Raw genomic sequence first — 25,629 nt, 5'->3', positions numbered from 1 at the left:
TGGCGCGAGTTGTCTTTGCGCGACGAGCGACGAACGACGAGCCGGGCGACGCGCACGCGGCGCATCGCCCGGCCGCCCGTCATTCGCCCGTCAGCGTGAACGTCGGCTTGCGATAGCCGATGCCCGCGCGCTCGAGCTTCGGCAGCTCGCGCTGCTTGAGCAGCGTCGCGAAGCCCGCCCAGTCGCGCTCGAGCGCGGCCGTGTCGACGTGATGCGTGTCGCCGAGCCTGTAGCGCACGCCGGCCGCGTAGGGCAGTTCCCAGTCGGCCTTATGCCACGCGCGTTCGGCGAGCGCGAGCAGGCGCGGATACACCATGTATTCGAGCAGTGGCCCGTTGCGCATCACCTCGCCCCACGCCTGCCCCTGGATGCCCTCGATGCTCGGCGCCGCGCCCGCGCTCGTCACCTCGAACGGGTTGCCGTCGCGATCGCCGAATACCTCGGCGTTCTGCGGCAGGTTCTCCGGCGCGAGCGAGAACACCTTGTACTCGTCCGTCGCCTGCGAGCCCCAGTAGTAGCCGCGCTCGCGCGGATTGCGCGTGTACGGAAAATCGAAGTACAGGTAGTCGGGCAGCGCGAGCACGGTCCGGTAGCCCTTCGCGCTCAGATCGCGCGCGCTGTCGGACGCGCCCCAGAAGATCGTGTCCCACAGCGACACCATCACGCTGCGCGTGCTGAAATCCTGCGGCCCGCTCGCGTGCTTGATGCCGTCCTGCCATGCGGCCATCGTGCCGATTCCGTTCGCGTTGACGACGGCGCTGACCTGCTTCGCGAAGCGCGTCGGCAGCTCGTCGATCGATTTGATCTCGCCGCGCCGAAGCAGCGCCGTACAGGCGGGCGAGCGCGCCCACGGCTTGTCCTGCGCGGCAAGATCGACGCGGCCCTTGCCGGGATCGGCGCCGTCGAGCGGCTGGAAGCCCGCGCCGAGCAGGATGTTCTTCGCCTCGTCGCCGCCGAAGTGCCAGATCCGCAGCGGCGCTTGCGCGTCCGCGTGCATCGACGCGATCTCGCGGATCACCTTCGACGCGAAGTTCAGCGCGCCCGGCATGCACGGGTTCAGATCGCTGCGCCGGTCGTAGAACTGCACGGTCAGCAGGTTCGACGTGTCCTGCGGATCGAGCAGGCGGTACGCGTTCGCCTCCTGCTCTCGCCCCGCCGCATGCAGGCGGCGATAGCGCGCCTCCATCGACACGACGGCCGCGCGCGAGTGCGCGGGCATGTCGATCTCGGGGATCACTTCGACGAAGCGCTCGGCCGCGTAGCGCAGCAGCGCGACGTAATCGTCGCGCGTCAGGTAGCCGCCGCCCGAGCGGTTGTCCGGACCGGAGCCGAGCTGCGGCAGCAGGCAGCGCGTCTCGCCCGGATCGTGGCAGCGGCGCGCGCCGACGTCGGTCAGCTCCGGCAGGCCGGGAATTTCGATGCGCCAGCCCTCGTCGTCGGACAGGTGCAGATGCAGCCGGTTGAGCTTGTATGCGCTCATCTGGTCGATCAGCCGGCGCAGCGTCGCGGGCGGCTTGAAGTTGCGCGCGAGGTCGACGTGCATCCCGCGGTGCGTGAAGCGCGGCGCGTCTTCGATCAGCATCGCGGGCACCGTCGCGCCGCCCGCCGGCACGAGCGAGAACAGCGTCTGCACGCCGTAGTAGAGGCCCGCGCGATCGTAACCCTCGATGAACGCGCCGCGCGGGCCAATCGCGAGCCGGTAGCCGCCCGGCACCGCGATGTCGGCGGGCAGCCGGCGCGGCGCGACGGCGCCCCACACGGGCACGCGCGCGCCGTCGAGGCCGAGCGTGCCCGCGCGGTCGCGCAGCGCGGCGACCTGCGCGGAAGGCAACTCCGGCAGCGTCAGCTCGACGCCGCGCAGATCGAGCGCGCCGGACAGCGTGCGCTGCCGCTTCACGCTCGGCAGCGCGCGGTTCGCGACCGGCTGCGCGGCAGCGGGCGGCGCATTGCCGGGCGAGTTGTTCTGCGCGTCGGCGGGCAGCGTTTCGACGTAGCGCAGCTCGTCGTCGGTATCGTCGTAGCGGAGCACCGCGGGCGCCGCGCCGTCGACGACCACGTACGGGCGGGGGATCACGTCGCTGTAGCGGCGCAGCCAGTATTCGGCGACGAACGGCAACTCGATCCGCTCGCCCTGCGCGAGCCGCACCGTGCCCGGCTGCGGCGTCAGCTCGTACAGATCGCCCGTCAGATGGCGCAGCGTGAAGCCGGGGCGGTCGATCCTGAGCAGCCGGCGGATGCTGTGCAGATAGAGCTTCCAGCCGCCGTCGGTGAGGGTCGGGTGGCCGCGATTCTGCAGGATCAGGCGGCCCGTCGCGCAGCTTGCCCAGTCCGCGCCGAGATCGGCGCACGGCACGCCGGCGGACGCCGCGTGATTGTTGTCGACGGCGACGCGCACCGCGAGGCCGTTCGCGAGCAGTGCGGCGAGCTCGGCGGGCGTGGCGGGCGTGGCGGGCGCGGACGCGGGGCGAGCGGCGGCGGTTGTCGCGGTCACGGCCGCGCCGGTTGTGGCTCGCGCGGGCGGTTGCGCGCGCGAGGCCGCCGGCAATAGCGCCGTCGCGGCCAATAACGCGGCGCACAGGGAATGCGAGATTCGGTTCATGGGGGTTCCTTGGCAAAAAAACGGCGATACGACGCCGGGGAAATACGTCGCTGCGATCGGGTCTTTCAAGGAAGCTGCGGAGAAGGCTCGGGAGCCGCGCGCGGGAAGGGAGGGGCGAAGCGGGGCCGCGCGCGCGAGCGCGCGTCACGGGTCGGGTTCCGGGCGATCGTGCCGGTCGGGGCGGCGGCGCGTGCGCGTGGGCGCGGACGGATTCATCAGCGCCGCCGCGCGGACGAGGAAGGGGAGACGGCGTTTGCGATGGCGCCGGTCGCCTTGGGCGCGGCGGCGCGCCGCGCGTCGAACCGGATATCGGCCGGCGCGCTGGCCGGAATGTCGACCGAAATGTCGGCGCAGGCCGTGGCCGGAATGTCGGCGTGCATGTCGGCACGAGCGGCGGCTCGCGCAACGTGGCGCGCGGGATTCGCGGAACCGGCCGCCCACGGACGGCCTGCGCCGATCATGGCCGGCCGGCGCGGCTGCAAGCTCCGCGCGCCGGCCGGGCGAGAAGCGACAAGCCCGGCCGCGCGGGCCGGACGAACCAAGCGGACCCAATGGGGTTCCTTCATGTCTCCTCCACCGACGTGGATGCGGCCGCTGAGCGGCCGTGTGTGAAAGATCTTATGAAACCTTCGATTGGTGTTCAAGTGGTATCAATCTGGAATCGAATTGGCATTTGATCGTTCAAAAAGGGCTGGATTGAATCGTGTGGCGAGCGGGGCGCGCGGTGAGGTCGAATGCGAATGCGCGAACGCGGCGGCCGAGCGCGCCCGGCGTCGGCGAAGCCGGGATGCGCGCGCGGCGAGCGGCGCGTCAAGGAAGGGGACCGAAGCCGGGACGTAGTCGAAAACGACGCGCGCCGGCGCTACGGAAAGACCGCCCGAGCGCGATGTGTCCGGGCGCGAACGCATCGCGCCGGCGCGATCGCCAGCCGGGACGAAATCGTCGCTGGCCGAAGCGCACGGCCAACGCCGAGCGCCGAGCGCAAGCGTGTTGCCCGATGACACGCTCGACGAAAGAGACGCCGAAAGAGACGCGCGAAGCTTAGTGCGACGACACATACGTCGCGCCGTCGAACGCCTCGGGAATGGCGAAGCTCTCGCGCATGCGTTTCGCCTCCGCGGTGGGTGTCAGGCCAAAGAGTCGCTTGAACTCCCTCGTGAACTGGGACGCGCTCGTATAACCCACGGCGTGGCCCGCCGCCTCGGCGGTCAGGTCGTGACGCAACATCAGCAGTCGAGCCTGATGCAGACGCGTCGACTTCACGTATTGCATCGGTGAGACCTGCGTGATCGCCTTGAAGTGGCTGTGAAAGCTCGGAATGCTCCCCCGCTTCCTCAGCAAGCCGGGGCACGTCGAGCGGCTGCGCATAGGCGGCGTGGATGAGGCGTAGCGATCGGCCTATTCTGCCGAACTGCCCTCGCATCGCCAGAGCCTCGCGCATCGAGCCGCCCTGGGCCCCGGTCAGCACGCGAAAGTACAGTTCGCGCAGCAACCCTTGGCCCAACACGGCGGCTTCGAGCGGCCGATGCATGGCTTCGAGAAAGCGCAACATCGACGTTTGCATCGCATCATCCATCGGCGTGGAGGTCATGCTGCGGGGCGCTTCCATGCGCTTCGGCGCGCATGCCAGATAGTGGCGCTCGTCGTACAGATAGAGCTGGTCACCGAAGTAACCGCGCTTGCGGCCCTGGCAAACGATCACGATCCCGGGATCGTACAGAACCGGCGTGCGCGACAACGCCCGGTTCGAACGCAGGACGCGCACGCTCGGCAGCGCCGTCAAGTTGTAGCCCTCGTCCGGCGCCAGGCTGAGCAGCAGAGAGACCATGCGCTTCCGGCTTCGCGGCGACAGTTCGGGATGGCGCGGGGTTGCGCGGGTGCTTCTCATGTCAGCAGCGGCTTCGGCCGGGCGCTCGCGCAGGAAGCGCTGGCGGTCGGCCACAGGGTGGTCGGTACCGTGAGAAGCGGGCAGGCATTGCGCGATTTCGCGTCGCTGTCCGCGCATGCCGCATTTGGACGCGTCCTCGATGTGACTGACTTCGACGCCATCGACGGCGTCGTGTCGGCGATCGAAGCGGACGTGGGACCTATCGACGTGCTGGTCAACAATGCCGGCTATGGCCACGAGGGCATCATGGAAGAATCGCCTTTGTCGGAGATGCGTCGACAGTTCGACGTAAACGTCTTCAGCGCGGCCGCGATGATGAAGGCCGTATTGCCCTTCATGCGCGACCGCCGGCGTGGGCGCATTCTGAACATCACGTCGATGGGCGGCCATATCACCATGCCGGGAATCGCGTATTACTGCGCAAGCAAGTTCGCGCTCGAAGGCCCTTCCGAAGCCTTGGGCAAGGAGGTCCAGCCTTTCGGCATCGCCGTGACGGCCGTGGCGCCGGGGTCGTTCCGCACCGACTGGGCCGGCCGCTCGAGCCTCTCCCGCCCGCATCGAAAGCGAATCGCAAACGGCTATCCCGCGGAAATCCGCGAGGCATCAAAGAAAAACCCCCGCGAAAGGCGGGGGCCGTATTGGGAACGAACGCGCGGCGATTGCCCGCACCATCCGCCGCCGCGCCACATCGCGTCGCGCGCACCTGGCACGACACGACGCAAGCCGCTCTCGGCGCACCACGCGCCAGGCGCTACGCGTCGCGCTTCTGCCGCGCTTCGAGCCACATCGCATTGATGATGCCGAACGCGAGCGCGACGCCGATGCCGAGAATCCAACTGAAGTACCACATGATCCGACTCCTTCGAAACTTGCGAAAATCGTGCGAAAGGGCCGGCCTCGCGGTGCGGCGCACGCGGCGGCCGGCCGGACATCAATACATCGAGTGCCGGTTTTCCTCGAGCGCGCTCGGCGTCACCTTGCCGCGCAGCACGCGATACACCCAGCCGGTGTAGAGCAGGACGATCGGCAGGAACACGATCACCGCGGCGAGCATCACTTCGAGCGTCAACTGGCTCGACGTCGAATCCCAGACCGTCAGGCTGCTCTTCGGATCGAGCGACGACGGCATGATGAACGGGAACATCGAGAAGCCCGCCGTCAGAATCACGCCGGTGATCATCAGGCCCGTGCAGATGAATGCGGTCTTCTCGCGCTTCGAGCCGGCGAGCAGCATCGCGAGCACGCCGCCCGCGATGCCGACGACGGGCGCGGCGATCATCCACGGATACAGGCCGTAGTTCACGAGCCAGATGCCCGGCGCCGCGGAAACCTGCTTGAGGAGCGGATTCGCGACGGTATCGACGGGGGCCGCCTGCGTGATCTGGAAGCCGTCGATGAACGAAGCGATCAGCGCGCCCGCGAGCACGAACAGCACCACGGCGACGAGCGACGACACGCGCAGCGCGATCGACGCGCGCTTTGCGATCGTGCCGTCGGTTTTCATCTTGACGAACGCGGCGCCGTGCGCGACGAGCATCGTCAGGCTCACGAGCCCGCAGAGCAGCGCGAACGGATTGAGCAGCGCCCAGAAGCTGCCGTGATAGGTGACGCGCATGTCGGTGTCGAACGCAAACGGCACGCCTTGCAGCAGGTTGCCGAACGCGACGCCGAACACGAGCGCGGGCACGAAGCCGCCTGCGAAGAGCGCCCAGTCCCAGCTCGTGCGCCAGCGCGGATCGTCGCGCTTGCTGCGGTAGTCGAAGCCGACGGGCCGGAAGAACAGCGCGAACAGCACGAGCAGCATCGCGAAGTAGAAGCCCGAGAACGACGCCGCATAGACGAGCGGCCACGCGGCGAACATCGCGCCGCCCGCGGTGATGAGCCAGACCTGGTTGCCTTCCCAGGTCGCGCCGACCGTGTTGACGATGATGCGGCGCTCGTCGTCGGTCTTGCCGAGGAACGGCAGGAGCGCGGCCACGCCCATGTCGAAGCCGTCCGTCAGCGCGAAGCCGACGAGCAGTATCCCGACGAGCAGCCACCAGATCACTTTCAGAGTTGCATAGTCCATGGCGATTCCTTGTGCGAATTCGAGGGTGCCGGGGCCGTCACGCGACCGTGCCGGCGACGGCCTTCTCGAGCGGCCGCCCGGCCTGTTCGTGGTGATAGCGGCCGGTGTGCAGCGACGACGGGCCGAGCCGCGCGTACTTGAACATCAGCGTGATCTCGATGATGAAGAGCGTCGTGTAGAACAGGATGAAGCCCGCGAGGCTCAGGTACAGATCGGTGGCCGTGAGGCTCGACGCGGACAGATGCGTCGGCAGAATGCCCGCGATCGTCCACGGCTGGCGGCCCAGTTCGGCGACGACCCAGCCGAATTCGGCGGCGAGCCACGGCAGCGGAATCGCCCACACCGCATAGCGCAGGAACCAGCGGCGGTTGTCCTGCAGCAACTGGCGGCGCGCGCAGAACCAGAACGCGGCGATGAAGGTCGCGAGGAACAGGAAGCCGAGGAACACCATGATCCGGAACGAGAAGAACACGGGCGCGACGGGCGGGATCGTCTGCTTTGCCGCGGCCTTGATCTGATCCGGCGTCGCGTCGGTCACGTTCTGCGTGAACTGCTTGAGCATCAGGCCGTAGCCGAGATACTGCTTGTGCTGATCGAACGTCGCCTTCGTCTCGGCGCTCGTATCGCCCGCCTTCAGCTTCTGCAGTGCGCCGTACGCGATCATCCCGCTCTGGATGTGCTCTTCGCTGCGCTTCGCGAGATCGCGCAGGCCGACCACCGGCTCGCTGATCGAGCGCGTCACGATGAGGCCGAGCGCATACGGGATCTTGATCGCGTAATCGGTGCGCTCCGCCTCTTGGTTCGGCAGGCCGATCAGCGTGAACGACGCAGGCGCGGGCTGCGTTTCCCATTCGGATTCGATCGCAGCGAGCTTCATCTTCTGCACTTCGCCCGTCGTGTAGCCCGATTCGTCGCCGAGCACGATCACGCAGAGCGTCGACGCGAGGCCGAAGCCCGCGGCAACCGCGAACGAGCGCAGCGCGAAGTCGGTGTCGCGCTTTTTCAGCAGATACCACGCGGACACGCCGAGCACGAACATCGAGGCCGTCACGTAGCCCGCCGACACCGTGTGCACGAACTTCACCTGCGCGACCGGGTTGAAGAGCACGTCGAACAGGTTCGCGAGCTCCATGCGCATCGTCTGGTAGTTGAACTCGGCGCCGACCGGATTGTTCATCCAGCCGTTCGCGACGAGGATCCACAGCGCGGACAGGTTCGAGCCGAGCGCGACGAGGAACGTGACGACAAGGTGCTGGACCTTCGACAGACGGTTCCAGCCGAAGAAGAACAGGCCGACGAACGTCGATTCGAGGAAGAACGCCATCAGCCCTTCGACGGCGAGCGGCACGCCGAAGATGTCGCCGACGTAGTGCGAGTAGTACGACCAGTTCGTGCCGAACTGGAATTCGAGCGTGATCCCCGTGGTCACGCCCATCGCGAAGTTGATCCCGAAGAGCTTGCCCCAGAACTGGGTCATGTCCTTGTAGACCTGCTTGCCCGTCATCACATAGACGGCTTCCATGATGACGAGCAGCCAGGACATGCCGAGCGTCAGCGGAACGAACAGGAAATGGTAGAGCGCTGTGATGCCGAACTGCAGACGCGACAGATCGACGACTTCGCTACTTATCATGGCGGTCTCCCTCAGAGGGTGCGGATGGCGTTGCCGACAGCAATTGCGCGGCGACGACGGCAGGCGGCAATGACATGTGCTCTGCCTGCGGATGGTTGAAGAATGCGTACTTGAGCGCGACGAGCAGGATGAGCTTGAACGCCAGCACGATCGAGATGTCGCGCGCGAGAGTGGGGCCGCGCGCCCAGGCGGCGACCCGGCCGCGCCAGCCCGCCGGACGGGCGGGCGGCGCGCCGTCGGGCGACGCCTTCTTGTTGATGAAAGTCAAAGCCATGATGTCCGGGATGAAGCGATAAGCGCAAAACTGGGCCGGTCTCGCGACGTGCTTCGTGCACGTGCAGCATTTGCTGGCCGGTCCCCCCCATTGTAGGAGGCGCCCCGGAAAACCCTTAGTGCCGCGCTGCGGCACACCGTCGCGAAGCGATTGCGAAATCTTGCGCTTGCTCAAGGCTTGCGCGATTCGCGATGCGTCGGATGAAATTTTTCATAACGTTGATCAAGCATGCAAGCAGCGCGCACGGCTTCGCGGCGCACAAAAAAGCCCGCTGTCCTGCGACAGCGGGCTGTTTCGCTTCGGCGCGGCCCGGGCGGGCCGCACGTTCGGGCGTTATGCGTACGCGGCGAGCGCCGTGCGCATCTTTTTCATCGCGCTCGCCTCGATCTGGCGGATGCGTTCCGCCGACACGCCGAACTCGGCCGCGAGATCGTGCAGCGTCGAGCCGCCCGAGCCGTCGTCGTCGACGTTCAGCCAGCGCGCCTCGATGATCCGGCGGCTGCGCGCGTCGAGCGATTCCAGCGCGCGCGCGATACCGTCCGTCTGCAGCATGTCGCGCTGCCGCGCGGCGAGCACGGCGGTCGGCTCGTTGTGCGAATCGGCGAGATAGGCGATCGGCGCGTACGATTCCTCGCCGTCGTCGATCTGGCCTTCGAGCGCGATGTCGCCGCCCGACAGGCGGGTTTCCATCTCGGCCACTTCCTCGCGCTTGACGTTCAGCTCCTGCGCGAGGCCGTCGATTTCCTCCGGCGTGAACGCCTGCGTGCCCTTCTTGTGGCTGCGCAGGTTGAAGAACAGCTTGCGCTGCGCCTTCGTCGTCGCCACCTTGACCATGCGCCAGTTGCGCAGGATGTACTCGTGAATCTCGGCCTTGATCCAATGGATCGCGTACGACACGAGGCGCACGTTCTGAGCGGGATCGAAACGCTTGACCGCCTTCATCAGGCCAATGTTGCCTTCCTGGATCAGGTCGCCGTGCGGCAGGCCGTAGCCGAGATAGTTGCGCGCGACCGACACGACGAGCCGCAGGTGCGACAGCACGAGCTGGCGCGCGGCGTCGAGATTGTTTTGCTCGCGGTATTCGGTCGCGTATTGGCGCTCTTCCTCTGCCGTCAGCAGCGGAACCCGGTTCACGGCCTGGATATAGGCGTCGATGTTGCCCAACTGGCCGGGCAGCATCGAATAGGATGCGAGCGCCAGCGAGCCTGCCGATGCGGCCTTAGCGGACGCCGGGCGCAGAGTGTTCGGAAGGGTCAATGCGTTGCTCACGTAGAAAACTCCTTTGGAATCAGGGACGAGCCCCTTTGCCGGGGCGATTCCTCGATGAATCTTAGCACTCCGTCTACTGGAGTGCTAATCCTTAGAAGGAACAGGGGCACCGGAGTTCCCATTTTGCTATCGATTTTTGGAGGCCGATAGCCATTGCTGGCGCCCCATTTCCCGCAATGGTTCCGTAAGTGTTTGTTTTACGGGCATTTCGGGTAAAGGTTCCTGATTCTTGTCAATTCGGAAGAAAACCATTTCGTCAGACGATGCCGATCGGAAAAGTCCTTTACCATAAGATGCTGTTCGCTCGAGCACGGCATGTCGATTGTGCCGAGGCTCTATTCAACCAGAGAAGTTGGAGTATGAGATGAACGATAAGAACGGCGGTCGGGTGGGGCGGGCCATTGCGCAGACCGCGCTGGTCTTGGCGCTCGTCGGCGCTTGCGGCTCTGCGTTTGCGCAGCGCTGGGGCCTGCAACTCGGCGGCGGCGTGGCCGATCACGACATGAAGAAGGGCGACATCGCCGTCGTCTGGGATCCGAACTGGACCTGGTGGGAAATCGGTGGCTGGCATTTCGCGTTCGTCGCCGAAGGGCACTTGTCGTACTGGCGCTATACGGGCGATCGCGCGATCAACGACAGCGTCTGGGAAGTCGGCGCGACGCCCGTGATCCGGTTCATCAAGAGCGCAGGCTACGTGCGGCCGTTCATCGAGGCGGGCGCAGGCGTGCGCTTCCTGTCGCATCCGACGATTTCGCAGAACTACTCGATGTCGACGTCGTTCCAGTTCGCCGACATGGTCGGCGTTGGCGCGCAATTCGGCAATCGTCAGCAGTATCAGGCGGGTCTTCGTTTCCAGCACGTATCGAACGCGGGTATCAAAGACCCGAATCCTGGTATAAATTTCAGCCAGCTCTACGTGCAATACAACTTCTGATCGGCGCGCCGGACGCGTGCATGCAGTCGAGGAGTATGGCGATGGTGGCGAAGGGGATCGATGCGATTCGCGCGCTCGAGCGCGACCGGTTTCGGGCGATGGTCGACGGCGACGGCGAGGCGCTCGACGCGCTGTTGTCCGACAAGGTTTGCTACGTGCACACCAACGGCAAGCGCGAGACCAAGCAGCAGTTCATCGATGCGATCACCGCGGGGCGCCGCCGCTACCGGCAGATCGAGATCCAGTCGCAGGAGGTGTTGCCCGTCGGCGACGCCACGTATGTCGTCGCGGGCCGCGCGCTGATCGAGATGGAGACGAACAACGGCGGCCTCGTGTTCCCGATCGCCTACACCGCCGTTCAGACGCAGGAGAGCGGCCACTGGCGCCTCCTCGCATGGCAGGCGACGCGTTGCGCGACTGACGGCTAGGTTACAGGGTGAAGCGGCCCAGGGCGCGAAGCGCGCCTTCGCCCGTGATGGCCGCCTGCTTTTCCGGCCCCTCGTCGGGGCGCTTGGCCGCTGCTCGCGTGTCTTTTCGTCTGTCGTCGAATTCGCCGCGTCAGGCCGCGGCGCGCCGCTTGTCGCGGCTCCAGGCCGAGCGGTTGAGCGCGCTCACGAGCGCGTCCGTCGCGGCCGCGACCGGATCGGGATGCACGCCCGCGCCGTGGCGCAGCGCGGCGTCGCCGACCTTCGCGCCGACGAACACGACAGCGTCGCCGTTCGCGGTGCGCTCGACTTCGCACGACACGACGTCGATCGCGACGCCCGCCGCCGAGGCGAACGAGGCCGCGGCTTGCCGCGCCGCGCCCGGCGCGTCGTCGGCCTGCGCGAGCACGACCTCGCGGTCATGCCAGCTCGCCGATGCGCCCGCGCGCGCGGCCGGGCCCATCGTCTGCAGATATTCGCGCGTGAAGAGCGCGCAAATGGCGTCGGCCGTCACTTCCTCGCCGGACGTGTCGGCGAGCGCCTGCACCGCGTGGCTGAATTCGATCTGCACGCGACGCGGCGGCGAGAAGCCCATCCCGCGCTCGAGCAGGTACGTCGCGCCGCCCTTGCCGGACTGGCTGTTCACGCGGATCACCGCGTCGTAGCTGCGGCCGACGTCGGCGGGATCGATCGGCAGGTAGGGCACGTCCCAGACCGCGTCGGGGCGCTGCTGCGCGAGGCCCTTGCGGATCGCGTCCTGATGCGAGCCGGAGAACGCGGTGAACACGAGATCGCCCGCGTAAGGATGGCGCGGATGCACGGGAATCTGGTTGCAGCGCTCGACGACGCGGCGCACCGCGTCGATGTCGGAGAAATCGAGGCCCGGATCGATCCCCTGCGTGTACAGGTTCAGCGCGAGCGTGACGAGATCGACGTTGCCCGTGCGCTCGCCGTTGCCGAACAGGCACCCTTCGACGCGGTCCGCGCCCGCGAGCAGCGCGAGCTCGGCCGCCGCGACCGCGGTGCCGCGATCGTTGTGCGGATGCACGGACAGCACGATGCTGTCGCGATAGCCGAGGTTGCGGTCCATCCATTCGATCTGGTCGGCGAACACGTTCGGCGTCGCGGCCTCGACGGTGGCGGGCAGGTTCACGATCATCTTGTGATCGCGCGTCGGCCGCCACGTCTGCGCGACCGCGTCGCAGACCTCGCGCGCGAACGGCAGCTCGGTCATGCTGAACGTCTCGGGCGAATACTGGAACGTCCAGTGCGTGCCGGGGCGCGCCTGCGTGTGCGCCTTGATGATCCGCGCGCCGTCGACCGCGAGCGCCTTCACGTCGTCCTTCGACATCCCGAACACGATCCGCCGGAACGACGGGCAGATCGCGTTGTACAGGTGGACGATCGCGCGCGGCGCGCCTTCGAGCGCGTCGAACGTGCGCGCGATCAGGTCTTCGCGCGACTGCACGAGCACTTCGATCGTCACGTCGTCGGGAACGCGCTGCTCGACGATCAGCTTGCGCACGAAATCGAAGTCGGTTTGCGACGCCGACGGAAAACCGACTTCGATTTCCTTGAAGCCGATCGCGACGAGCATCTCGAAGAATTCGAGCTTTTGCCCGATCGTCATCGGCTCGATCAGCGACTGGTTGCCGTCGCGCAGATCGGTGCTCATCCAGATCGGCGCATGCTCGATCGTGCGGCTCGGCCATCGGCGTCCGTTGATGCGAACGGGTTCGAACGGTCGGTATTTGTCGGCGGGGTTGCGCTTCATCTTTGCCTCGGGCGGTCAAGTCGCGAGCGAAGACAGACGGCATGACGCGCCGGTGGGCGCCGCCTGCGCACGTGCATGCCCGATGGCACGACGACGCGGAATCTTCGCGGTTCGCCCGTCGGATCGACGAACGAAAGCTGACGACTACGGGTTGTAAAAAACTGCGAGAAAGAAACTGCGAGGAACTGCTAGGGGAGGGACCGCACCGGGACGGCGCGGCGCCACGACAGCTTTACGCTAGTCGTAGCGATAGCGGCCGCGCTAGGCGGCCGGAGGTAATTCGGAGGGTGTTCTGGAAGGAACGCATGAGGGCAACTCTATGCGAAGTCGTCCGCGGCTGTCAATCGTCGGGACATTCGGTCGGGCATTCGGTCCGGGCATTCGGTCGGCGGCGCGGCGTTCGCCACCCGCCCGGCCCGCGTCAGCGGGCGCGACCGTCTTCGCGTCAGGCGTGTCGAACAGCGTGCTGATCAGCGCGCCGAAGCGCGCGGCGTCGGCTGAATGCTGAAGCCGCGCGGCGCGTGTCGGGCGAGCGATGCGGACGCTCGCGCACGCGTTCGCCGGCATTCGCCGCCACGCGCGAACAGCTCGCGCGAACCCGTCGCCCGCGCCGCCACGCGTCTCGGCGACGCATCGAGAGGCACGCGCTCACGCGATCCGCGCGAGCCGCACGATCGTGTCGACCTGCATCGCGACCGCGTCCGGAATCGGAATTTCGCCGCGCATCACGGAATCGGTCCATGCGGCCGTCGTCGCGGCGTCGCGCGACGCGGGCAGCTCGACGGGCGGCGCGTCGGACGACGAGCGCGCCGGTTCGACGACGGTCTCGCAGAGCCCGTCGTGCAGCCAGTCGACCTGCACCTGACGGCGCGTATCGGCCACCGCCTCGCCTTCGGTGCCGCGCGCGAGCAGCGCGCCGCCTGCCGCGGCCGCCGGATGATCGCGAAACAGCTCGACGAGGCTGTCGCGATACGGCGGATGCGTGTAGTTAACGAGCCGCAGCCCGGCGGGCTCGAACGGCTGCAGCAGCTTGACGATCGTGTGCGTCGAATTGCGCACGCCGAGCACGCGCCGCAACGCGATCAGCCGCGCGAGCTTCGGCGCGAGCACGTCGATCGGCGCGAACGCGACGCGGCGCTCGGCGAGCGTGTCCTCGATCTCGTCATGCGTGCCGCCGGGCGCAATCGACAGCTCGGTGAAAATCTCTGCGCTCGTCACGCGGCCCGGGTCCTCCGCCACGCCGTGCACGAGCACCGGCACGCCTTCGCGCGCGAGCAGCAGCGCGAGGAGCGGCACAAGGTTCGGCTGCCTGCGCGCGCCGTTGTAGCTCGGGATCGACACGGTGCGGAACATCGCGTCCTGCACGTGCAGCGGCTCGAACGACGCGTGCGCGGCGGCGAGCATCGCCGCGAGCTCGGCGGCCGTCTCGCCTTTGAGCCGGTATGCGATCAGCACCGCGCCCAGCTCGATGTCGGACACGCGGGCGTCGAGCATCGCGCGGAACAGCGCGAACGCGTCGTCGTACGGCAGCGCGCGTGCGCCGTTGGGTCCGCGCCCGATTTCCTTGATCAAGCGGGCGCAGGAAAAGTGGTCGGGCTGCTGGCTGGCGTTGGCGTCGGATTCGGTCATCGAGGGGAAGGGGCCGCGGCCGTCGCGGTTTCGGCGATCAGGCGGCGCAGCTCGGGTATGCAGGAACCACACTGAGTACCGCATTTGAGCCGTTCTTGCAAGTTCGCGAGCCGCTCGCCGGGCGCCGCGGACGGCGCGTCGGCCGCCAGCACCGCGCCGATCTCGCGCTCGCCCACGCCGACGCAGTTGCAGATCGTGCGGCCGCGCGCAGGCGCTGCCTGCAGCGGCACGCGGCCGGCGAACAGCAGCAGGCGGCCGAGCGCGCCGACGCTCGCGCCGCTGTCGACGTACTCGCGCAGCACGGCCGCGCCGTCCTCGGTCGTGCCCGCCGCGCCGGCGACGGAGAACGCGACGAGCGCGCCGTCGACGATCCGCACGCGCCGGCCGGCGCCGCGCCGCGCGTCGCCGTAGCTCATCACGTCGGCCGCCTGCGCGGGCAATTCGAAAAGCGCTTCGATTTCGCGCTGCAGCTCGGCGGGCGCGGGCTCGTACGCGGCGACGCGCCATGCGAGGCCCGCGTACGCGTCGGTGCCGAACGGCACGCAGCTCGCATACGGAAAGCGCGCGAAGAACGCGCGCGCGGCCCGCTGGCGCGCGAGCAGCTCGCCCGCCGGCACGCGCGCGGCGATCAGCCAGCGCCACGGCAGATCGGCCTTCAGCAGCTTGATCGCCGCGTGCTTGAGTTCCGGCTGCTGCGAATACGGGTCGCGCGCCGGCGTCGTCAGCGCGTTGATGCCCATTGCCGCGCGGTTGCCCGCGACGCCCGACACGTATTCGTCGCCCCAGTGCATCGGCGCGAACGCCTGGCCGGGGACGACCGCGTCGTCGGCGCGTGCGGGCAGGAGCGCGCTGCCGCGCCGCGACGTCAGGTGGACGAAATCGTGCGGGCCGAGTTCGAGCCGCGCGCAGTCGCTGGGATTGAGCTCGACGCACGGCTGCGGCGCGTGGGCGAACAGCTTCGCAACCGAGCCCGTGCGGCTGCCGCCGTGCCACTGGTCGCGCAGGCGGCCTGTCGTCAGCGCGAAGCGGTAGCGCGCGTCGACGGCCTCGGCGACAGGGTGATACGGCGTCGGCACGAAGCGCGCGCGGCCGTCGCCGGTCGGAAAGCGCCCGTCGGCGTACAGGCGCGCGAGGCCCTGCACGGCGCCCGCCGGAAACGGCCATTGCTGCGGGCCGTCGCGCGCGAGGAGCGGCCATGACAGCCCGCCGATGTCGCAGTCGCGGCCGATCGTCGTCGCGCGGTGCTCGTTCCATATCGCTTCGGCGTCTTCGTACGGAAAGAGCGTCGGGCGGCCGGGCGCGAGCCGCGCTTCGAGCCGGCGGCCGACGTCCGCCGCGATCCGCCAGTCGGCGCGCGCGTCGCCGTACGGCTGCGTCGCCGCGCGCACGCGCGAGATCCGCCGCTCGGAGTTCGTCACCGTGCCTTCCTTCTCGCCCCACGTCGCCGCGGGCAGCAGCACGTCCGCGTACGGCGCGGTGCCCGTGTGCGCATACGCGTCCTGCAGCACGACGAATTCCGCGCGCTCGAGCCCCGCGCGCGCGACCGCCTGGCCCGGAATCGAATGCGCGGGGTTCGTGCAGACGATCCAGATCGCTTTCAGCGCGCCTTCGGCGAGCTGCTCGAACATCTCGACCGCGGTCAAGCCCGGCTTCGCAGGCAGATCGGGCACGCCCCAGAGGCCGGCGATCTCGGCGCGATCGGCCGGGTTCGCGAGATCGCGGTGCGCGGACGCGAGCGTCGCCATGCCGCCCACCTCGCGGCCGCCCATCGCGTTCGGCTGGCCCGTCAGCGAGAACGGCCCCGCGCCGGGCTTGCCGATCTGGCCTGTCGCGAGATGCAGGTTGACGAGCGCGACGTTCTTCGTCGTGCCGGTCGCCGACTGATTGAGCCCCTGGCAATACAGCGACAGCGACGGCCCCGCGCCGAACCAGCGCGCGGCCTGCACGACGTCGTCCGCGCGCAGCCCGCACACTTGCGCGGCCGCGGCGGGCGTCGCGTCGCGCACCGCATCGCGCAGCGCGTCGAAGCCCTGCGTGTGCGCGGCGATGAATGCGGAATCGAGCGCGCCGTCCCAGATCAGCACGTGCAGCATCGCGTTGAACAGCATCGTGTCGGTGCCGGGCTGCAGCGCGAGATGCAGCGTCGCGTCGCTCGCCGAATCGGTGCGGCGCGGATCGGCGACGATCACCTTCATCTGCGGATTGCGCGCGCGCGCCGCCTCCAGCCGCCGGTAAAGGATCGGATGCGCGTAAGCGGGGTTCGCGCCCGCGATCAGCACGGTGCCCGCGTGATCGAGGTCTTCGTAGCTGCACGGCGGCGCGTCGGCGCCGAGCGTCCTCTTGTAGCCGACGACGGCCGAGCTCATGCAGAGCCGCGAGTTCGAATCGATGTTGTTCGTGCCGACGAGCCCCTTCGCGAGCTTGTTGAAGACGTAGTAGTCCTCGGTCAGCAGTTGGCCGGAGATGTAGAAGCCGACCGCGTCGGGCCCGTGCTGCTCGACGATGCGCGCGAGGCGCCGCGCGACGTGATCGAGCGCGTCGTTCCACGGCACGCGCGTGCGTGCCGCGTCGCGCGATGCGCGCAGCTCCGGATGCGTCGCGCGCGTCTGCGCGTAGCGCTCGGGCGTGGCCGTCAGATGCAGCGTGCTGCCTTTCGAGCACAGGCGCCCGAAGTTCGCCGGGTGGTCGGAATCGCCGCGCACGCCGACGATCGTGTCGCGGCCGTTCGCGTCGCACCGGGTTTCGATCACGACGCCGCAGCCGACGCCGCAATAGCAGCACGTCGAACGCGTTTCGCGCACGGCGCCGGGCGTGTGTTGCGCGATGGGCTGCGCGGGCGTGTCGACCGTCATGTGGCGGCGTCCGGCGATGCGAGCGGCGCCGGCTGCGACGCATCGTCGACGCCGAGCGTCGCGAGCTCGGTGCGCGCGAGCAGCACCGCGCCGCCGTCGCGCTTCACGCTGAAGACGGTCGTGCAGCCATCGTCGGGCGGCAGCGCGCAGCCGCTCGCGAACGCGACATTGAAGCCGTGCAGCGGACACGTGACCTGCTCGCCGTGGACGATTCCCTGCGACAGCGGGCCGCCCTTGTGCGGGCAGCGATCGAGGAGCGCGAACACCGCGTCGCTCGCGGTGCGAAAGAGGGCGATCGGCGCGCCGGCGGCCCGCGTGAGAACGCGTGCGCCGAGCGGCGGGATGTCGTCCAGTTGGCAGACGGCGATCCATTCGGGTTGCGTGGCGGACATGATTCGAATTCCTGGCTGATTGACGGGGCTCGTGGGCGGCGCGATGCGCGGCGCATCACGCATCGGCGGGGGCCACCGCGATCGGGATGAACTGGCGCAGATCGACCTGCGCGTCCTGCGTGTCGTGCCACGGGTCCGGCTCGTCCTTCAGCGCGAACTGCAGCCGCTCCCACAGCGCGCGGCGGTTCCCGGCGTCGTCTAGCACGCGCGCCTTCACGTGGTCGAGGCCGACGCGCTCGAGGTAGTGCACGGTGCGCTCGAGATACCAGCCTTCCTCGCGATACAGTTGCAGGAACGCGCCCGCGTATTCGAGCACTTCTTCGTGCGTCTTCACCTTGCAGAAGAACTGCGCGACCTCGGTCTTGATTCCGCCGTTGCCGCCGACGTAGATCTCCCAGCCCGAATCGACGCCGATCACGCCGACGTCCTTGATCCCCGATTCCGCGCAGTTGCGCGGGCAGCCGGACACCGCGAGCTTCACCTTGTGCGGCGCGTACATCCGCCACAGCGCGCGCTCGAGCTGCTGGCCCATCAGCGTCGAATCCTGCGTGCCGAAGCGGCACCATTCGGAGCCGACGCAGGTCTTCACAGTGCGCAGCGCCTTCGCATACGCGTGGCCGCTCGGCATGCCGAGGTCGCGCCACACGCCGGGTAGATCCTCCTTCTTCACGCCGAGCAGATCGATGCGCTGGCCGCCCGTCACCTTGACGGTCGGGATCGCGTATTTGTCGACGACGTCGGCGATGCGGCGCAGCTCGCCGGCGCTCGTCACGCCGCCCCACATCCGCGGCACGACCGAATACGTGCCGTCCTTCTGGATGTTCGCGTGCGCGCGCTCGTTGATGAAGCGCGACTGCGGATCGTCCTTCGCGTCGTGCGGCCACGTGCTGATGCAGTAGTAGTTGAGCGCCGGGCGGCAGCTCGAGCAGCCGTTCGGCGTGCGCCATTCGAGAAAGCGCATCGCGTCCGGCACCGACAGCAGCTTGTGCTCGCGGATCGCCGTGCGTACTTCGGCATGCGTATGATCGGTGCAGCCGCATACGGGCTTCGCCTTCGGCGACGCCGAGTAGTCGCCGCCCAGCGTCGACATCAGGATCTGCTCGACGAGGCCCGTGCACGAGCCGCACGACGCGGACGCCTTCGTGTGCTTGCGCACGTCGTCGAGCGTGAAGAGGCCTTTCTCCTTGATCGCCGTGACGATCGTGCCCTTGCACACGCCGTTGCAGCCGCACACCTCGGCGTCGTCGGCCATCGCCATCGCGCGCGTCTCGCCGCTGTGGCCGGTGTCGCCGAGGCCCGTCTCGCCGAACATCAGCGTGTCGCGGATGTCGGCGATGTTGCGGCCCTCGCGCAGCAGCTTGAAGTACCACGCGCCGTCCGCCGTGTCGCCGTACAGGCAGGCGCCGACGATCTTGTCGTCCTTGATCACGAGCTTCTTGTAGACGCCCGCGATCGGATCGGACAGCGTGATGTCCTCCGTGTCGCCGCCGCCGAGGAAGTCGCCCGCGGAGAACAGATCGATGCCCGTGACCTTGAGTTTCGTCGACGTCACCGAGCCCGTGTAGCGGCCGATGCCGAATTGCGCGAGATGGTTCGCCGCGACCTTCGCCTGCTCGAAGAGCGGCGCGACGAGGCCGTACGCGATGCCGCGATGGCTCACGCATTCGCCGACCGCGTAGATGCGCGGATCGTAGGTCTGCATCGTGTCGCTCACGACGATCCCGCGGTTGCAATAGAGGCCCGCGCTTTCGGCGAGCGCCGTGTTCGGGCGAATGCCGACCGCCATCACGACGAGATCGGCCTTGCATTCCTCACCATCCTTGAAGCGCACCGCGCGCACGCGGCCGCTGTCGTCGCCGACGAGCGCCTGCGTTTCCTTCGGCATCAGAAATGTCAGGCCGCGCGCCTCCAGCGACGCGCGCAGCAGGCCGCCCGCCTTCGCGTCGAGCTGGCGCTCGAGCAGCGTCGGCGCGAGGTGCACGACCGTCACGCTCATCCCGCGCAGCTTCAGGCCGTTCGCCGCCTCGAGGCCGAGCAGGCCGCCGCCGATCACGACCGCGTGCGTGTGCCGCGCGGCGGCGTCGATCATCGCCTGCGTGTCCGCGATGTCGCGATAGCCGAGCACGCCGTCGAGATCCGCGCCCGGAATCGGCAGCATGAACGGAGTCGAGCCGGTCGCGAGCAGCAGCCGGTCGTACGCGGCCTCGGTGCCGTCCTCGGCGATCACGATGCGCTTCACGCGATCGATCTTCACGATCTGCTTGCCGACGTGGAGCGTGATGCCGTGCGATTCGTACCACGCGTAATCGTTGAGGACGATCTGCTCGAGCGTCTGCTCGCCCGCGAGCACGGGAGACAGCAGGATCCGGTTGTAGTTCGGATGCGGTTCGGCGCCGAATACCGTCACGTCGTACAAATCGGGCGCGAGCTTGAGCAACTCTTCGAGCGTGCGCACTCCGGCCATGCCGTTGCCGACCATCACCAGCTTCATCTTCCGCATCGGGGATCTCCTGACCGGGCCGCTTGTCGTGGGGGCCCATGTTCGATGGACGGAAAACAGCAATTGCCATGCCACTTTTTATTTGGCCGCTATTTAGAAGGCGGCCGGCCGATCGCGCGGCAATCGTGCGCGCGCGCGTGGTGCGCCGGCACACGGCCGATGCGCCATTTCGCACGCGAAGCGTGCATTGCCGCAGTTGCGCACCAGCAAAGTGCCGCCGGATCGGCCGCGCGAACCGGCGCGCCGCGTTACACTTGCGGCCGTTGCCGCGGCGTTCGGCGTGACGAAGCGCTCGAACGCCCGCCCGGCGGCTTCGCGGCGCGCGCCGCCCGTCGCGCCCGAGCGCCGGCGAGAAGATCGACGATCGAGAGATGGAGGGACATTGATGAAGCTATATAGCTATTTCCGCAGTTCGGCGGCGTTTCGCGTGCGCATCGCGCTGCATCTGAAGAAGCTGCCGTTCGATTACGTGCCCGTGCATCTGCTGCGCGACGGCGGCCAGCAACTGACGGACGACTATCGCGCGCTCAACCCCGACGCGCTCGTGCCGACGCTCATCGACGGCGATTCGCCGCTGCAGCAGTCGCTCGCGATCGTCGAATACCTCGACGAAGCGTATCCGGATGTGCCGCTGTTGCCGAAGGCGCCCGTCGACCGCGCTTACGTGCGCGCGATCGCGCTGCAGGTCGCCTGCGAGATTCATCCGCTGAACAACCTGCGCGTGCTGAAGTATCTGAAGCACACGTTGCAGGTTGACGACTACGCGAAGGACGCGTGGTATCGCCACTGGATCGAGGACGGCTTCAAGTCGCTCGAAGCGCGTCTGTCGAGCGATCCGCGCGCGGGCAAGCTGTGCTTCGGCGATGCGCCGACGCTCGCCGATCTGTGCGTCGTGCCGCAGGTGTTCAACGCGCAGCGCTTCTCGATCGGCCTCGAGCGGTTTCCGACGATTCAGCGCATCCACGATCATGCGATGACGCTCGACGCGTTCAAGGCGGCCGCGCCCGCCGCGCAGCCGGACGCCGAGTGAGCGCGGCATCGGCGGCGCGCCGATGAAAAACGGGCGCCTTGCCGAACCGCGCCGCCAGACGCCGGGCATCGGGCCCGACGTTGACGTGCGGTTCGCGCAAGGCGCCCCTTTTCACGGCGGCGGCTGCGTCCCGCCAGAGGGATCGGCTGCCCGGCTTATCCGAGCAACGCGTCCGCGAATTCCTCCGCGCTGAACGGTTGCAGATCCTCGACCTTCTCGCCGACGCCGATGAAGTACACGGGAATCGGCCGCTGACGCGCGATCGCGGCGAGGATGCCTCCCTTCGCGGTGCCGTCGAGCTTCGTGACGATGAGGCCCGTGAGGCCGAGCGTGTCGTCGAACGCCTTCACCTGCGCGAGCGCGTTCTGGCCGGTGTTCGCGTCGATCACGAGCAGCACCTCGTGCGGCGCGCCGTCGTGCGCCTTGCCGATCACGCGCTTCACCTTCCGGAGCTCTTCCATCAGATGCAACTGCGTCGGCAGGCGGCCCGCGGTGTCGGCCATCATCACGTCGATGTTGCGCGCGCGCGCGGCGCTGACCGCATCGAAGATCACCGCGGCCGGATCGCCGCTTTCCTGCTGGACGACGGTCACGTTGTTGCGCTCGCCCCAGATCGCGAGCTGCTCGCGCGCGGCCGCGCGGAACGTGTCGCCCGCGGCGAGCAGCACCGACTGATTGAAGCTCTGCAGATGCTTCGCGAGCTTGCCGATGCTCGTCGTCTTGCCCGCGCCATTCACGCCCGCGATCATCATCACGAGCGGCTGCGCGCGGCCGAGCACGAGCGACTTCTCGAGCGGCGTCAGCAGATCGACGAGCAGGCCGCGCAGCGCGTCCTTCACCTGTTGCGGATCGGTGAGGCGGCCCGTGCGCACCTTCTCGCGCAGCGCGCCGAGCAGATGCTCGGTCGCGTCGATGCCGGCGTCGGACATCAGTAGCGCCGTCTCGAGTTCCTCGTAGAGTGCGTCGTCGATCTTCGTGTTGACGAACACGTTCGTGATGCTCGAGCTCGTCTTCGCGAGGCCGGACTTCAGCCGTGCAATCCACGATTTCTTCGCGGCCGGCTCGGGCGCGGGCGGCGGCACGATCTCGACCGTCTCGACGACGCCGTTGCGGCCGTTCGACGACGGCGTGACCGTCATCACGACGGACGGCGCGGGCTTGGCGCTCGCGCGAGCCGCTGCTGCTGCTGCTGTGGAGGGCTGCGGCTGCCCGACCGGCGATTCCGGCGCCGCGGCGGCGGCGGAGGCGGGCGGCGTTTCGGCGCGCGCGACCGGCGCGGTGGGCGCGTCGACTCGCGTGGCCTCGGGCGCGGCCGGCGCGCGGGCGTCGTCCTGCGGCGCGTCGGGCGCTGGCTGCGGCTCGGCCGGTGCGGCATCGGGCGCTTTCTTGAATCGTTTGAAGAAGCTGAACATGGTTTCGCTTGCGGAAGAGGCGGGGCGCGGCACCGGGTGCGCCGGCCGGCCGGGCTCCGTGCAAAAGAGCCCGGCGGCGCGCATGCGGCGGGTTCGCGCGCTGCAAACCCGGCATTTTATCAGGCGCTCGCGCTTCGCCGTGCGGCGGCGGCATGGCGGGCGCGCCGCTTGTGGTAACGTGCGCGTCATCGCGGCGCATCGCGCCGTTTCAGCCGGTTCATTCCGTTTCCAACGCTTCCGTATCGAATCTTCCGCATGTCCCGTTCCTCTCCGGCGCGGCCGCAGGCGCAGCGAGCCCTAGCGGCCGGCCGCGGCAAGCCGCACACGATCCGCATCATCGGCGGCGACTGGAAGCGCACGCCGCTTCCGGTGCTCGACCTGGACGGCCTGCGTCCGACGCCTGACCGCGTGCGCGAGACGATCTTCAACTGGCTCGGCCAGAATCTCGAAGGGCGGCGCTGCCTCGACCTGTTCGCGGGCAGCGGCGCGCTCGGCTTCGAAGCGGCGTCGCGCGGCGCGGCGAGCGTCGTGATGGTGGAGCGCCATCCGCGCGCCGCGCAGCAACTGCGCGCGCTGAAGGACAAGCTCGCCGCGTGCGCGGTCGAAGTCGCGGAGGCCGACGCGCTGCGCATCGCGGCGGGCCTCGCGCCGCGCTCGTTCGACGTCGTGTTCGTCGATCCGCCGTTCGGCGACGCGGCCGCGTTCGCGCGCGCGCTCGAACTCGCGCCGGAGCTCGTCGCGCCGGGCGGCTTTCTGTACGTCGAGACGGGCGCGCTGCTCGATCCGTCAGCGCATGCGTCGCTCGCCGGCTGGCAGGTGACGCGGCGCGGCAAGGCGGGCGCCGTCCACTATCATTTGCTGCAACGCGAAAATGATGAATAATGCGCGTTCCAAACGAGGCGCCGCGTGCAGTCGCGACGTGCGCCCATGTCGGCGGCCGCGCATGACGCGCATGGCCGTGTGACCCCAATTGCTCGATGACAGGAGGAGCGACATGGTAGTCGCCGTGTACCCAGGTACGTTTGATCCGCTGACGCGAGGCCACGAGGATCTCGTGCGGCGCGCGTCGAGCATTTTTGATACGCTGGTTGTCGGCGTCGCCGACAGCCGTGCGAAGAAGCCGTTCTTCTCGCTCGAGGAACGTCTGGAGATCGCGAACGAGGTGCTGGGCCATTACCCGAACGTGAAGGTGATGGGCTTTACCGGCCTCTTGAAGGATTTCGTGCGCGCGAACAACGCGCGCGTGATCGTGCGCGGCCTGCGCGCGGTGTCGGACTTCGAGTACGAGTTCCAGATGGCGGGGATGAACCGCTACCTGCTGCCCGACGTCGAGACGATGTTCATGACGCCGTCGGACCAATACCAGTTCATCTCGGGCACGATCGTGCGCGAGATCGCGCAGTTGGGCGGCGACGTCAGCAAGTTCGTGTTCCCGTCGGTCGAGAAATGGCTGACTGAGAAGGTGGCCGCGATGGCCCAGGGGCCGTCCGCGTGAGCGCTCGCGCGCGCGGCAGGCGGCCCGGAGCGGCCGGCCGCGCGCCAGCGGAAGTGAGACCAGTATGGCTTTGATGATTACCGACGAGTGCATCAATTGCGACGTGTGCGAGCCCGAGTGCCCGAACGGCGCGATTTCGATGGGCCCGGAAATCTATGTGATCGATCCGGACAAGTGCACCGAGTGCGTCGGTCATTTCGACGAACCGCAGTGTCAGCAGGTGTGCCCGGTCGAATGCATCCCGCGGGACCCGGGTCGTCCCGAGACGAAGGATCAGTTGATGGCGAAGTATCGCGCGCTGATCGCGGCGGAGAAGAACGGCGCGTGACGCGCCGCGCGGCGGCCGGCGCGACGGCTGGGTCGTCGCCCTCCGCCCGTTACGCGAGCAATTCGCGCAGCGCGGCGACGAGCGCGTCGCATTCGGCGTCGGTGCCGACCGTGATGCGCAAATGCTGGTCGATCCGCGGCAGCTTGAAGTGCCGCACGAAAATCTCCCGCTGCTTCAGTTGCGTGGCAAGCGTCGCCGCATCGTGGCGAGGATGGCGCGCGAACACGAAATTCGCCGCCGACGGCACGATGTCGAAGCCGAGCGCGGCGAGTGCGGCGACGAGCCGCTCCCGGCTCGCGATCACCTGCTTGCGCGTCGCCTCGAACCACGCGGTGTCCTCGTACGACGCCTGCGTCGCGACCTGCGCGAGACGGTCGAGCGGGTACGAGTTGAAGCTGTCCTTCACGCGCGTGAGCGCGTCGATCAGCGCGGGGTCGCCGAACGCGAAGCCGACGCGCATGCCGGCGAGCGAGCGCGCCTTCGACGCGGTATGCACGACGAGCAGGTTCGGGTAGCGCGAGATCAGCGACACGGCCGATTCCGCGCCGAAGTCGACATACGCCTCGTCGATCACGACGACCGAGCCCGGATTCGCGGCGACGATCCGCTCGATGTCGGCAAGCGGCAGCGCGCGGCCCGTCGGCGCGTTCGGATTCGGGAACAGCACGCAGCCGGCGTCGTCGAGATAGTCGTCGACGACGATCGAGAAATCCTCGGCGAGCGGCACCGTCTGGTATTCGACGCGATAGAGCCGCGCATAGGTCGGATAGAAGCTGTACGTGATGTCCGGGAAGCGCAGCGGCCTGTCGTGCCGCAAGAGCGCCTGGAACACGTGCGCCAGCACTTCGTCGGAGCCGTTGCCGGCGAACACCTGCTCGGGCGCGATCCCGTGGTGGGCGGCAACCGCTTCGCGCAGCTTGCGCGCGACGGGGTCGGGATAGCGGCGCAGCGCCTCGCCCGTGTCGCCGAGCTCGCGCCGGATCGCGTCGACCGCGCGCGGCGACGGCGGATACGGGTTCTCGTTCGTGTTCAGCTTGACGGGATGCGCGAGCGCCGGCTGCTCGCCCGGCACGTACGGCTCGAGTTGATGGACGATGTCGCTCCAGTAACGGCTCACCACGTGGCTC

The 25,629-nt window shown here is 68.2% G+C and carries 22 protein-coding genes and 1 pseudogene; 8 read left to right on the top strand and 15 right to left on the bottom strand.

Annotated elements, in window-relative coordinates; genetic code table 11:
- Nucleotides 1–79: 79 nt before the first annotated feature.
- The 3 genes and pseudogenes from WT16_RS06320 to WT16_RS06310 form a co-directional block, all read right to left on the bottom strand.
- Nucleotides 80–2,599 (bottom strand): family 20 glycosylhydrolase, encoded by a 2,520-nt coding sequence (locus WT16_RS06320; protein ID WP_063532912.1) that lies wholly within the window; start codon nt 2,597–2,599, stop codon nt 80–82.
- 215 nt (nt 2,600–2,814) lie between these two features.
- Nucleotides 2,815–3,165 (bottom strand): hypothetical protein, encoded by a 351-nt coding sequence (locus WT16_RS06315; RefSeq protein WP_063532911.1) that lies wholly within the window; start codon nt 3,163–3,165, stop codon nt 2,815–2,817.
- A gap of 475 nt (nt 3,166–3,640) precedes the next feature.
- Nucleotides 3,641–4,487: pseudogene (locus WT16_RS06310) on the bottom strand (AraC family transcriptional regulator).
- Here WT16_RS06310 and WT16_RS06305 point away from each other — a divergent pair.
- Nucleotides 4,458–5,282 (top strand): oxidoreductase, encoded by an 825-nt coding sequence (locus WT16_RS06305; protein WP_063532910.1) that lies wholly within the window; start codon nt 4,458–4,460, stop codon nt 5,280–5,282. The pseudogene WT16_RS06310 and the gene WT16_RS06305 sit on opposite strands and share 30 nt — an antisense overlap.
- Here WT16_RS06305 and cydX read toward each other — a convergent pair.
- The 5 genes from cydX to rpoH form a co-directional block, all read right to left on the bottom strand.
- The gene (gene cydX, locus WT16_RS06300) at nt 5,239–5,337 is read right to left on the bottom strand and encodes a cytochrome bd-I oxidase subunit CydX (protein ID WP_004550904.1); all 99 of its coding nucleotides are present in this window, start codon (nt 5,335–5,337) and stop codon (nt 5,239–5,241) included. The genes WT16_RS06305 and cydX overlap by 44 nt on opposite strands.
- Before the next feature lie 81 nt (nt 5,338–5,418).
- Nucleotides 5,419–6,555, bottom strand: a complete 1,137-nt coding sequence (gene cydB / locus WT16_RS06295; protein WP_063532909.1) for a cytochrome d ubiquinol oxidase subunit II — start codon at nt 6,553–6,555, stop codon at nt 5,419–5,421.
- 37 nt (nt 6,556–6,592) lie between these two features.
- A complete protein-coding gene (locus tag WT16_RS06290; protein ID WP_063532908.1) occupies nt 6,593–8,188 on the bottom strand; it encodes a cytochrome ubiquinol oxidase subunit I in 1,596 nt (531 codons plus the stop codon).
- Complete coding sequence (cydP, locus tag WT16_RS06285; protein ID WP_006024467.1) at nt 8,178–8,462, bottom strand: cytochrome oxidase putative small subunit CydP; 285 nt, start codon at nt 8,460–8,462, stop codon at nt 8,178–8,180. Before cydP ends, WT16_RS06290 begins: the two co-directional genes overlap by 11 nt.
- Before the next feature lie 333 nt (nt 8,463–8,795).
- Entirely contained in the window at nt 8,796–9,731 is a 936-nt protein-coding gene (rpoH, locus tag WT16_RS06280) for an RNA polymerase sigma factor RpoH (protein WP_010676300.1), read from the bottom strand.
- Nucleotides 9,732–10,095: 364 nt separating this feature from the next.
- On the opposite strand from rpoH, the gene WT16_RS06275 reads away from it, so the two are divergent.
- Both WT16_RS06275 and WT16_RS06270 read left to right on the top strand, forming a co-directional pair.
- Entirely contained in the window at nt 10,096–10,665 is a 570-nt protein-coding gene (locus WT16_RS06275) for an acyloxyacyl hydrolase (protein WP_015601857.1), read from the top strand.
- A 41-nt stretch (nt 10,666–10,706) separates the two neighbouring features.
- Entirely contained in the window at nt 10,707–11,093 is a 387-nt protein-coding gene (locus tag WT16_RS06270; protein ID WP_010676302.1) for a nuclear transport factor 2 family protein, read from the top strand.
- 130 nt (nt 11,094–11,223) lie between these two features.
- Here WT16_RS06270 and leuA read toward each other — a convergent pair whose 3' ends face one another.
- Nucleotides 11,224–12,864, bottom strand: a complete 1,641-nt coding sequence (gene leuA / locus WT16_RS06265; protein ID WP_063532907.1) for a 2-isopropylmalate synthase — start codon at nt 12,862–12,864, stop codon at nt 11,224–11,226.
- On the opposite strand from leuA, the gene WT16_RS35545 reads away from it, so the two are divergent.
- Complete coding sequence (locus WT16_RS35545; protein ID WP_010676303.1) at nt 12,758–13,021, top strand: hypothetical protein; 264 nt, start codon at nt 12,758–12,760, stop codon at nt 13,019–13,021. The genes leuA and WT16_RS35545 overlap by 107 nt on opposite strands.
- A 491-nt stretch (nt 13,022–13,512) precedes the next feature.
- On the opposite strand, the gene ybiB is transcribed toward WT16_RS35545, so the two are convergent.
- Genes ybiB through nirB form a run of 4 tightly spaced genes read right to left on the bottom strand, consistent with a single transcriptional unit; the run spans nt 13,513 to nt 20,237 of the window.
- Nucleotides 13,513–14,493 carry a DNA-binding protein YbiB gene (gene ybiB / locus WT16_RS06260; RefSeq protein WP_010676304.1) on the bottom strand — a complete coding sequence of 327 codons (981 nt, stop codon included), beginning with the start codon at nt 14,491–14,493 and terminating at the stop codon, nt 13,513–13,515.
- Complete coding sequence (locus WT16_RS06255; protein ID WP_063532906.1) at nt 14,490–17,345, bottom strand: nitrate reductase; 2,856 nt, start codon at nt 17,343–17,345, stop codon at nt 14,490–14,492. Before WT16_RS06255 ends, ybiB begins: the two co-directional genes overlap by 4 nt.
- Nucleotides 17,342–17,737: a nitrite reductase (NAD(P)H) small subunit gene (locus WT16_RS06250; protein ID WP_063532905.1), complete on the bottom strand. Its 396-nt coding sequence runs from the start codon at nt 17,735–17,737 to the stop codon at nt 17,342–17,344. Before WT16_RS06250 ends, WT16_RS06255 begins: the two co-directional genes overlap by 4 nt.
- 55 nt (nt 17,738–17,792) lie before the next feature.
- A complete protein-coding gene (gene nirB, locus WT16_RS06245; protein WP_015602366.1) occupies nt 17,793–20,237 on the bottom strand; it encodes a nitrite reductase large subunit NirB in 2,445 nt (814 codons plus the stop codon).
- Nucleotides 20,238–20,622: 385 nt separating this feature from the next.
- On the opposite strand from nirB, the gene maiA reads away from it, so the two are divergent.
- Nucleotides 20,623–21,267 carry a maleylacetoacetate isomerase gene (gene maiA / locus WT16_RS06240; protein WP_010676309.1) on the top strand — a complete coding sequence of 215 codons (645 nt, stop codon included), beginning with the start codon at nt 20,623–20,625 and terminating at the stop codon, nt 21,265–21,267.
- Between the two features lie 155 nt (nt 21,268–21,422).
- Here maiA and ftsY read toward each other — a convergent pair whose 3' ends face one another.
- Nucleotides 21,423–22,679: a signal recognition particle-docking protein FtsY gene (gene ftsY, locus WT16_RS06235; protein WP_063532904.1), complete on the bottom strand. Its 1,257-nt coding sequence runs from the start codon at nt 22,677–22,679 to the stop codon at nt 21,423–21,425.
- Nucleotides 22,680–22,934: 255 nt separating this feature from the next.
- Here ftsY and rsmD point away from each other — a divergent pair, with 255 nt between their 5' ends.
- From rsmD to WT16_RS06220, 3 genes are all read left to right on the top strand, one after another.
- Complete coding sequence (rsmD, locus tag WT16_RS06230; RefSeq protein ID WP_063532903.1) at nt 22,935–23,561, top strand: 16S rRNA (guanine(966)-N(2))-methyltransferase RsmD; 627 nt, start codon at nt 22,935–22,937, stop codon at nt 23,559–23,561.
- Between the two features lie 112 nt (nt 23,562–23,673).
- Entirely contained in the window at nt 23,674–24,174 is a 501-nt protein-coding gene (coaD, locus tag WT16_RS06225) for a pantetheine-phosphate adenylyltransferase (protein WP_010676314.1), read from the top strand.
- A gap of 64 nt (nt 24,175–24,238) precedes the next feature.
- The gene (locus tag WT16_RS06220; RefSeq protein WP_059932616.1) at nt 24,239–24,502 is read left to right on the top strand and encodes a YfhL family 4Fe-4S dicluster ferredoxin; all 264 of its coding nucleotides are present in this window, start codon (nt 24,239–24,241) and stop codon (nt 24,500–24,502) included.
- A gap of 49 nt (nt 24,503–24,551) precedes the next feature.
- Here WT16_RS06220 and hisC read toward each other — a convergent pair whose 3' ends face one another.
- Nucleotides 24,552–25,619: a histidinol-phosphate transaminase gene (gene hisC / locus WT16_RS06215; RefSeq protein ID WP_063533069.1), complete on the bottom strand. Its 1,068-nt coding sequence runs from the start codon at nt 25,617–25,619 to the stop codon at nt 24,552–24,554.
- Nucleotides 25,620–25,629: the final 10 nt, after the last annotated feature.

Origin of the sequence: Burkholderia sp. MSMB1589WGS (genome assembly GCF_001636105.1) — a bacterium.
Classification (GTDB): domain Bacteria; phylum Pseudomonadota; class Gammaproteobacteria; order Burkholderiales; family Burkholderiaceae; genus Burkholderia; species Burkholderia humptydooensis.
The sequence above is the reverse complement of the archived record's forward strand: the minus strand, read 5'-3'. Positions and strand labels throughout refer to the sequence as shown.

What these genes read in the sequence shown, in the direction of transcription:
- WT16_RS06320 (WP_063532912.1), bottom strand. Translation starts at nt 2,599, where the DNA reads ATGAACCGAATCTCGCATTCCCTGTGCGCCGCGTTATTGGCCGCGACG.
- WT16_RS06315 (WP_063532911.1), bottom strand. Translation starts at nt 3,165, where the DNA reads ATGAAGGAACCCCATTGGGTCCGCTTGGTTCGTCCGGCCCGCGCGGCC.
- WT16_RS06305 (WP_063532910.1), top strand. Translation starts at nt 4,458, where the DNA reads ATGGCGCGGGGTTGCGCGGGTGCTTCTCATGTCAGCAGCGGCTTCGGC.
- cydX (WP_004550904.1), bottom strand. Translation starts at nt 5,337, where the DNA reads ATGTGGTACTTCAGTTGGATTCTCGGCATCGGCGTCGCGCTCGCGTTC.
- cydB (WP_063532909.1), bottom strand. Translation starts at nt 6,555, where the DNA reads ATGGACTATGCAACTCTGAAAGTGATCTGGTGGCTGCTCGTCGGGATA.
- WT16_RS06290 (WP_063532908.1), bottom strand. Translation starts at nt 8,188, where the DNA reads ATGATAAGTAGCGAAGTCGTCGATCTGTCGCGTCTGCAGTTCGGCATC.
- cydP (WP_006024467.1), bottom strand. Translation starts at nt 8,462, where the DNA reads ATGGCTTTGACTTTCATCAACAAGAAGGCGTCGCCCGACGGCGCGCCG.
- WT16_RS06275 (WP_015601857.1), top strand. Translation starts at nt 10,096, where the DNA reads ATGAACGATAAGAACGGCGGTCGGGTGGGGCGGGCCATTGCGCAGACC.
- WT16_RS06270 (WP_010676302.1), top strand. Translation starts at nt 10,707, where the DNA reads ATGGTGGCGAAGGGGATCGATGCGATTCGCGCGCTCGAGCGCGACCGG.
- leuA (WP_063532907.1), bottom strand. Translation starts at nt 12,864, where the DNA reads ATGAAGCGCAACCCCGCCGACAAATACCGACCGTTCGAACCCGTTCGC.
- ybiB (WP_010676304.1), bottom strand. Translation starts at nt 14,493, where the DNA reads ATGACCGAATCCGACGCCAACGCCAGCCAGCAGCCCGACCACTTTTCC.
- WT16_RS06255 (WP_063532906.1), bottom strand. Translation starts at nt 17,345, where the DNA reads ATGACGGTCGACACGCCCGCGCAGCCCATCGCGCAACACACGCCCGGC.
- WT16_RS06250 (WP_063532905.1), bottom strand. Translation starts at nt 17,737, where the DNA reads ATGTCCGCCACGCAACCCGAATGGATCGCCGTCTGCCAACTGGACGAC.
- nirB (WP_015602366.1), bottom strand. Translation starts at nt 20,237, where the DNA reads ATGCGGAAGATGAAGCTGGTGATGGTCGGCAACGGCATGGCCGGAGTG.
- maiA (WP_010676309.1), top strand. Translation starts at nt 20,623, where the DNA reads ATGAAGCTATATAGCTATTTCCGCAGTTCGGCGGCGTTTCGCGTGCGC.
- ftsY (WP_063532904.1), bottom strand. Translation starts at nt 22,679, where the DNA reads ATGTTCAGCTTCTTCAAACGATTCAAGAAAGCGCCCGATGCCGCACCG.
- rsmD (WP_063532903.1), top strand. Translation starts at nt 22,935, where the DNA reads ATGTCCCGTTCCTCTCCGGCGCGGCCGCAGGCGCAGCGAGCCCTAGCG.
- coaD (WP_010676314.1), top strand. Translation starts at nt 23,674, where the DNA reads ATGGTAGTCGCCGTGTACCCAGGTACGTTTGATCCGCTGACGCGAGGC.
- WT16_RS06220 (WP_059932616.1), top strand. Translation starts at nt 24,239, where the DNA reads ATGGCTTTGATGATTACCGACGAGTGCATCAATTGCGACGTGTGCGAG.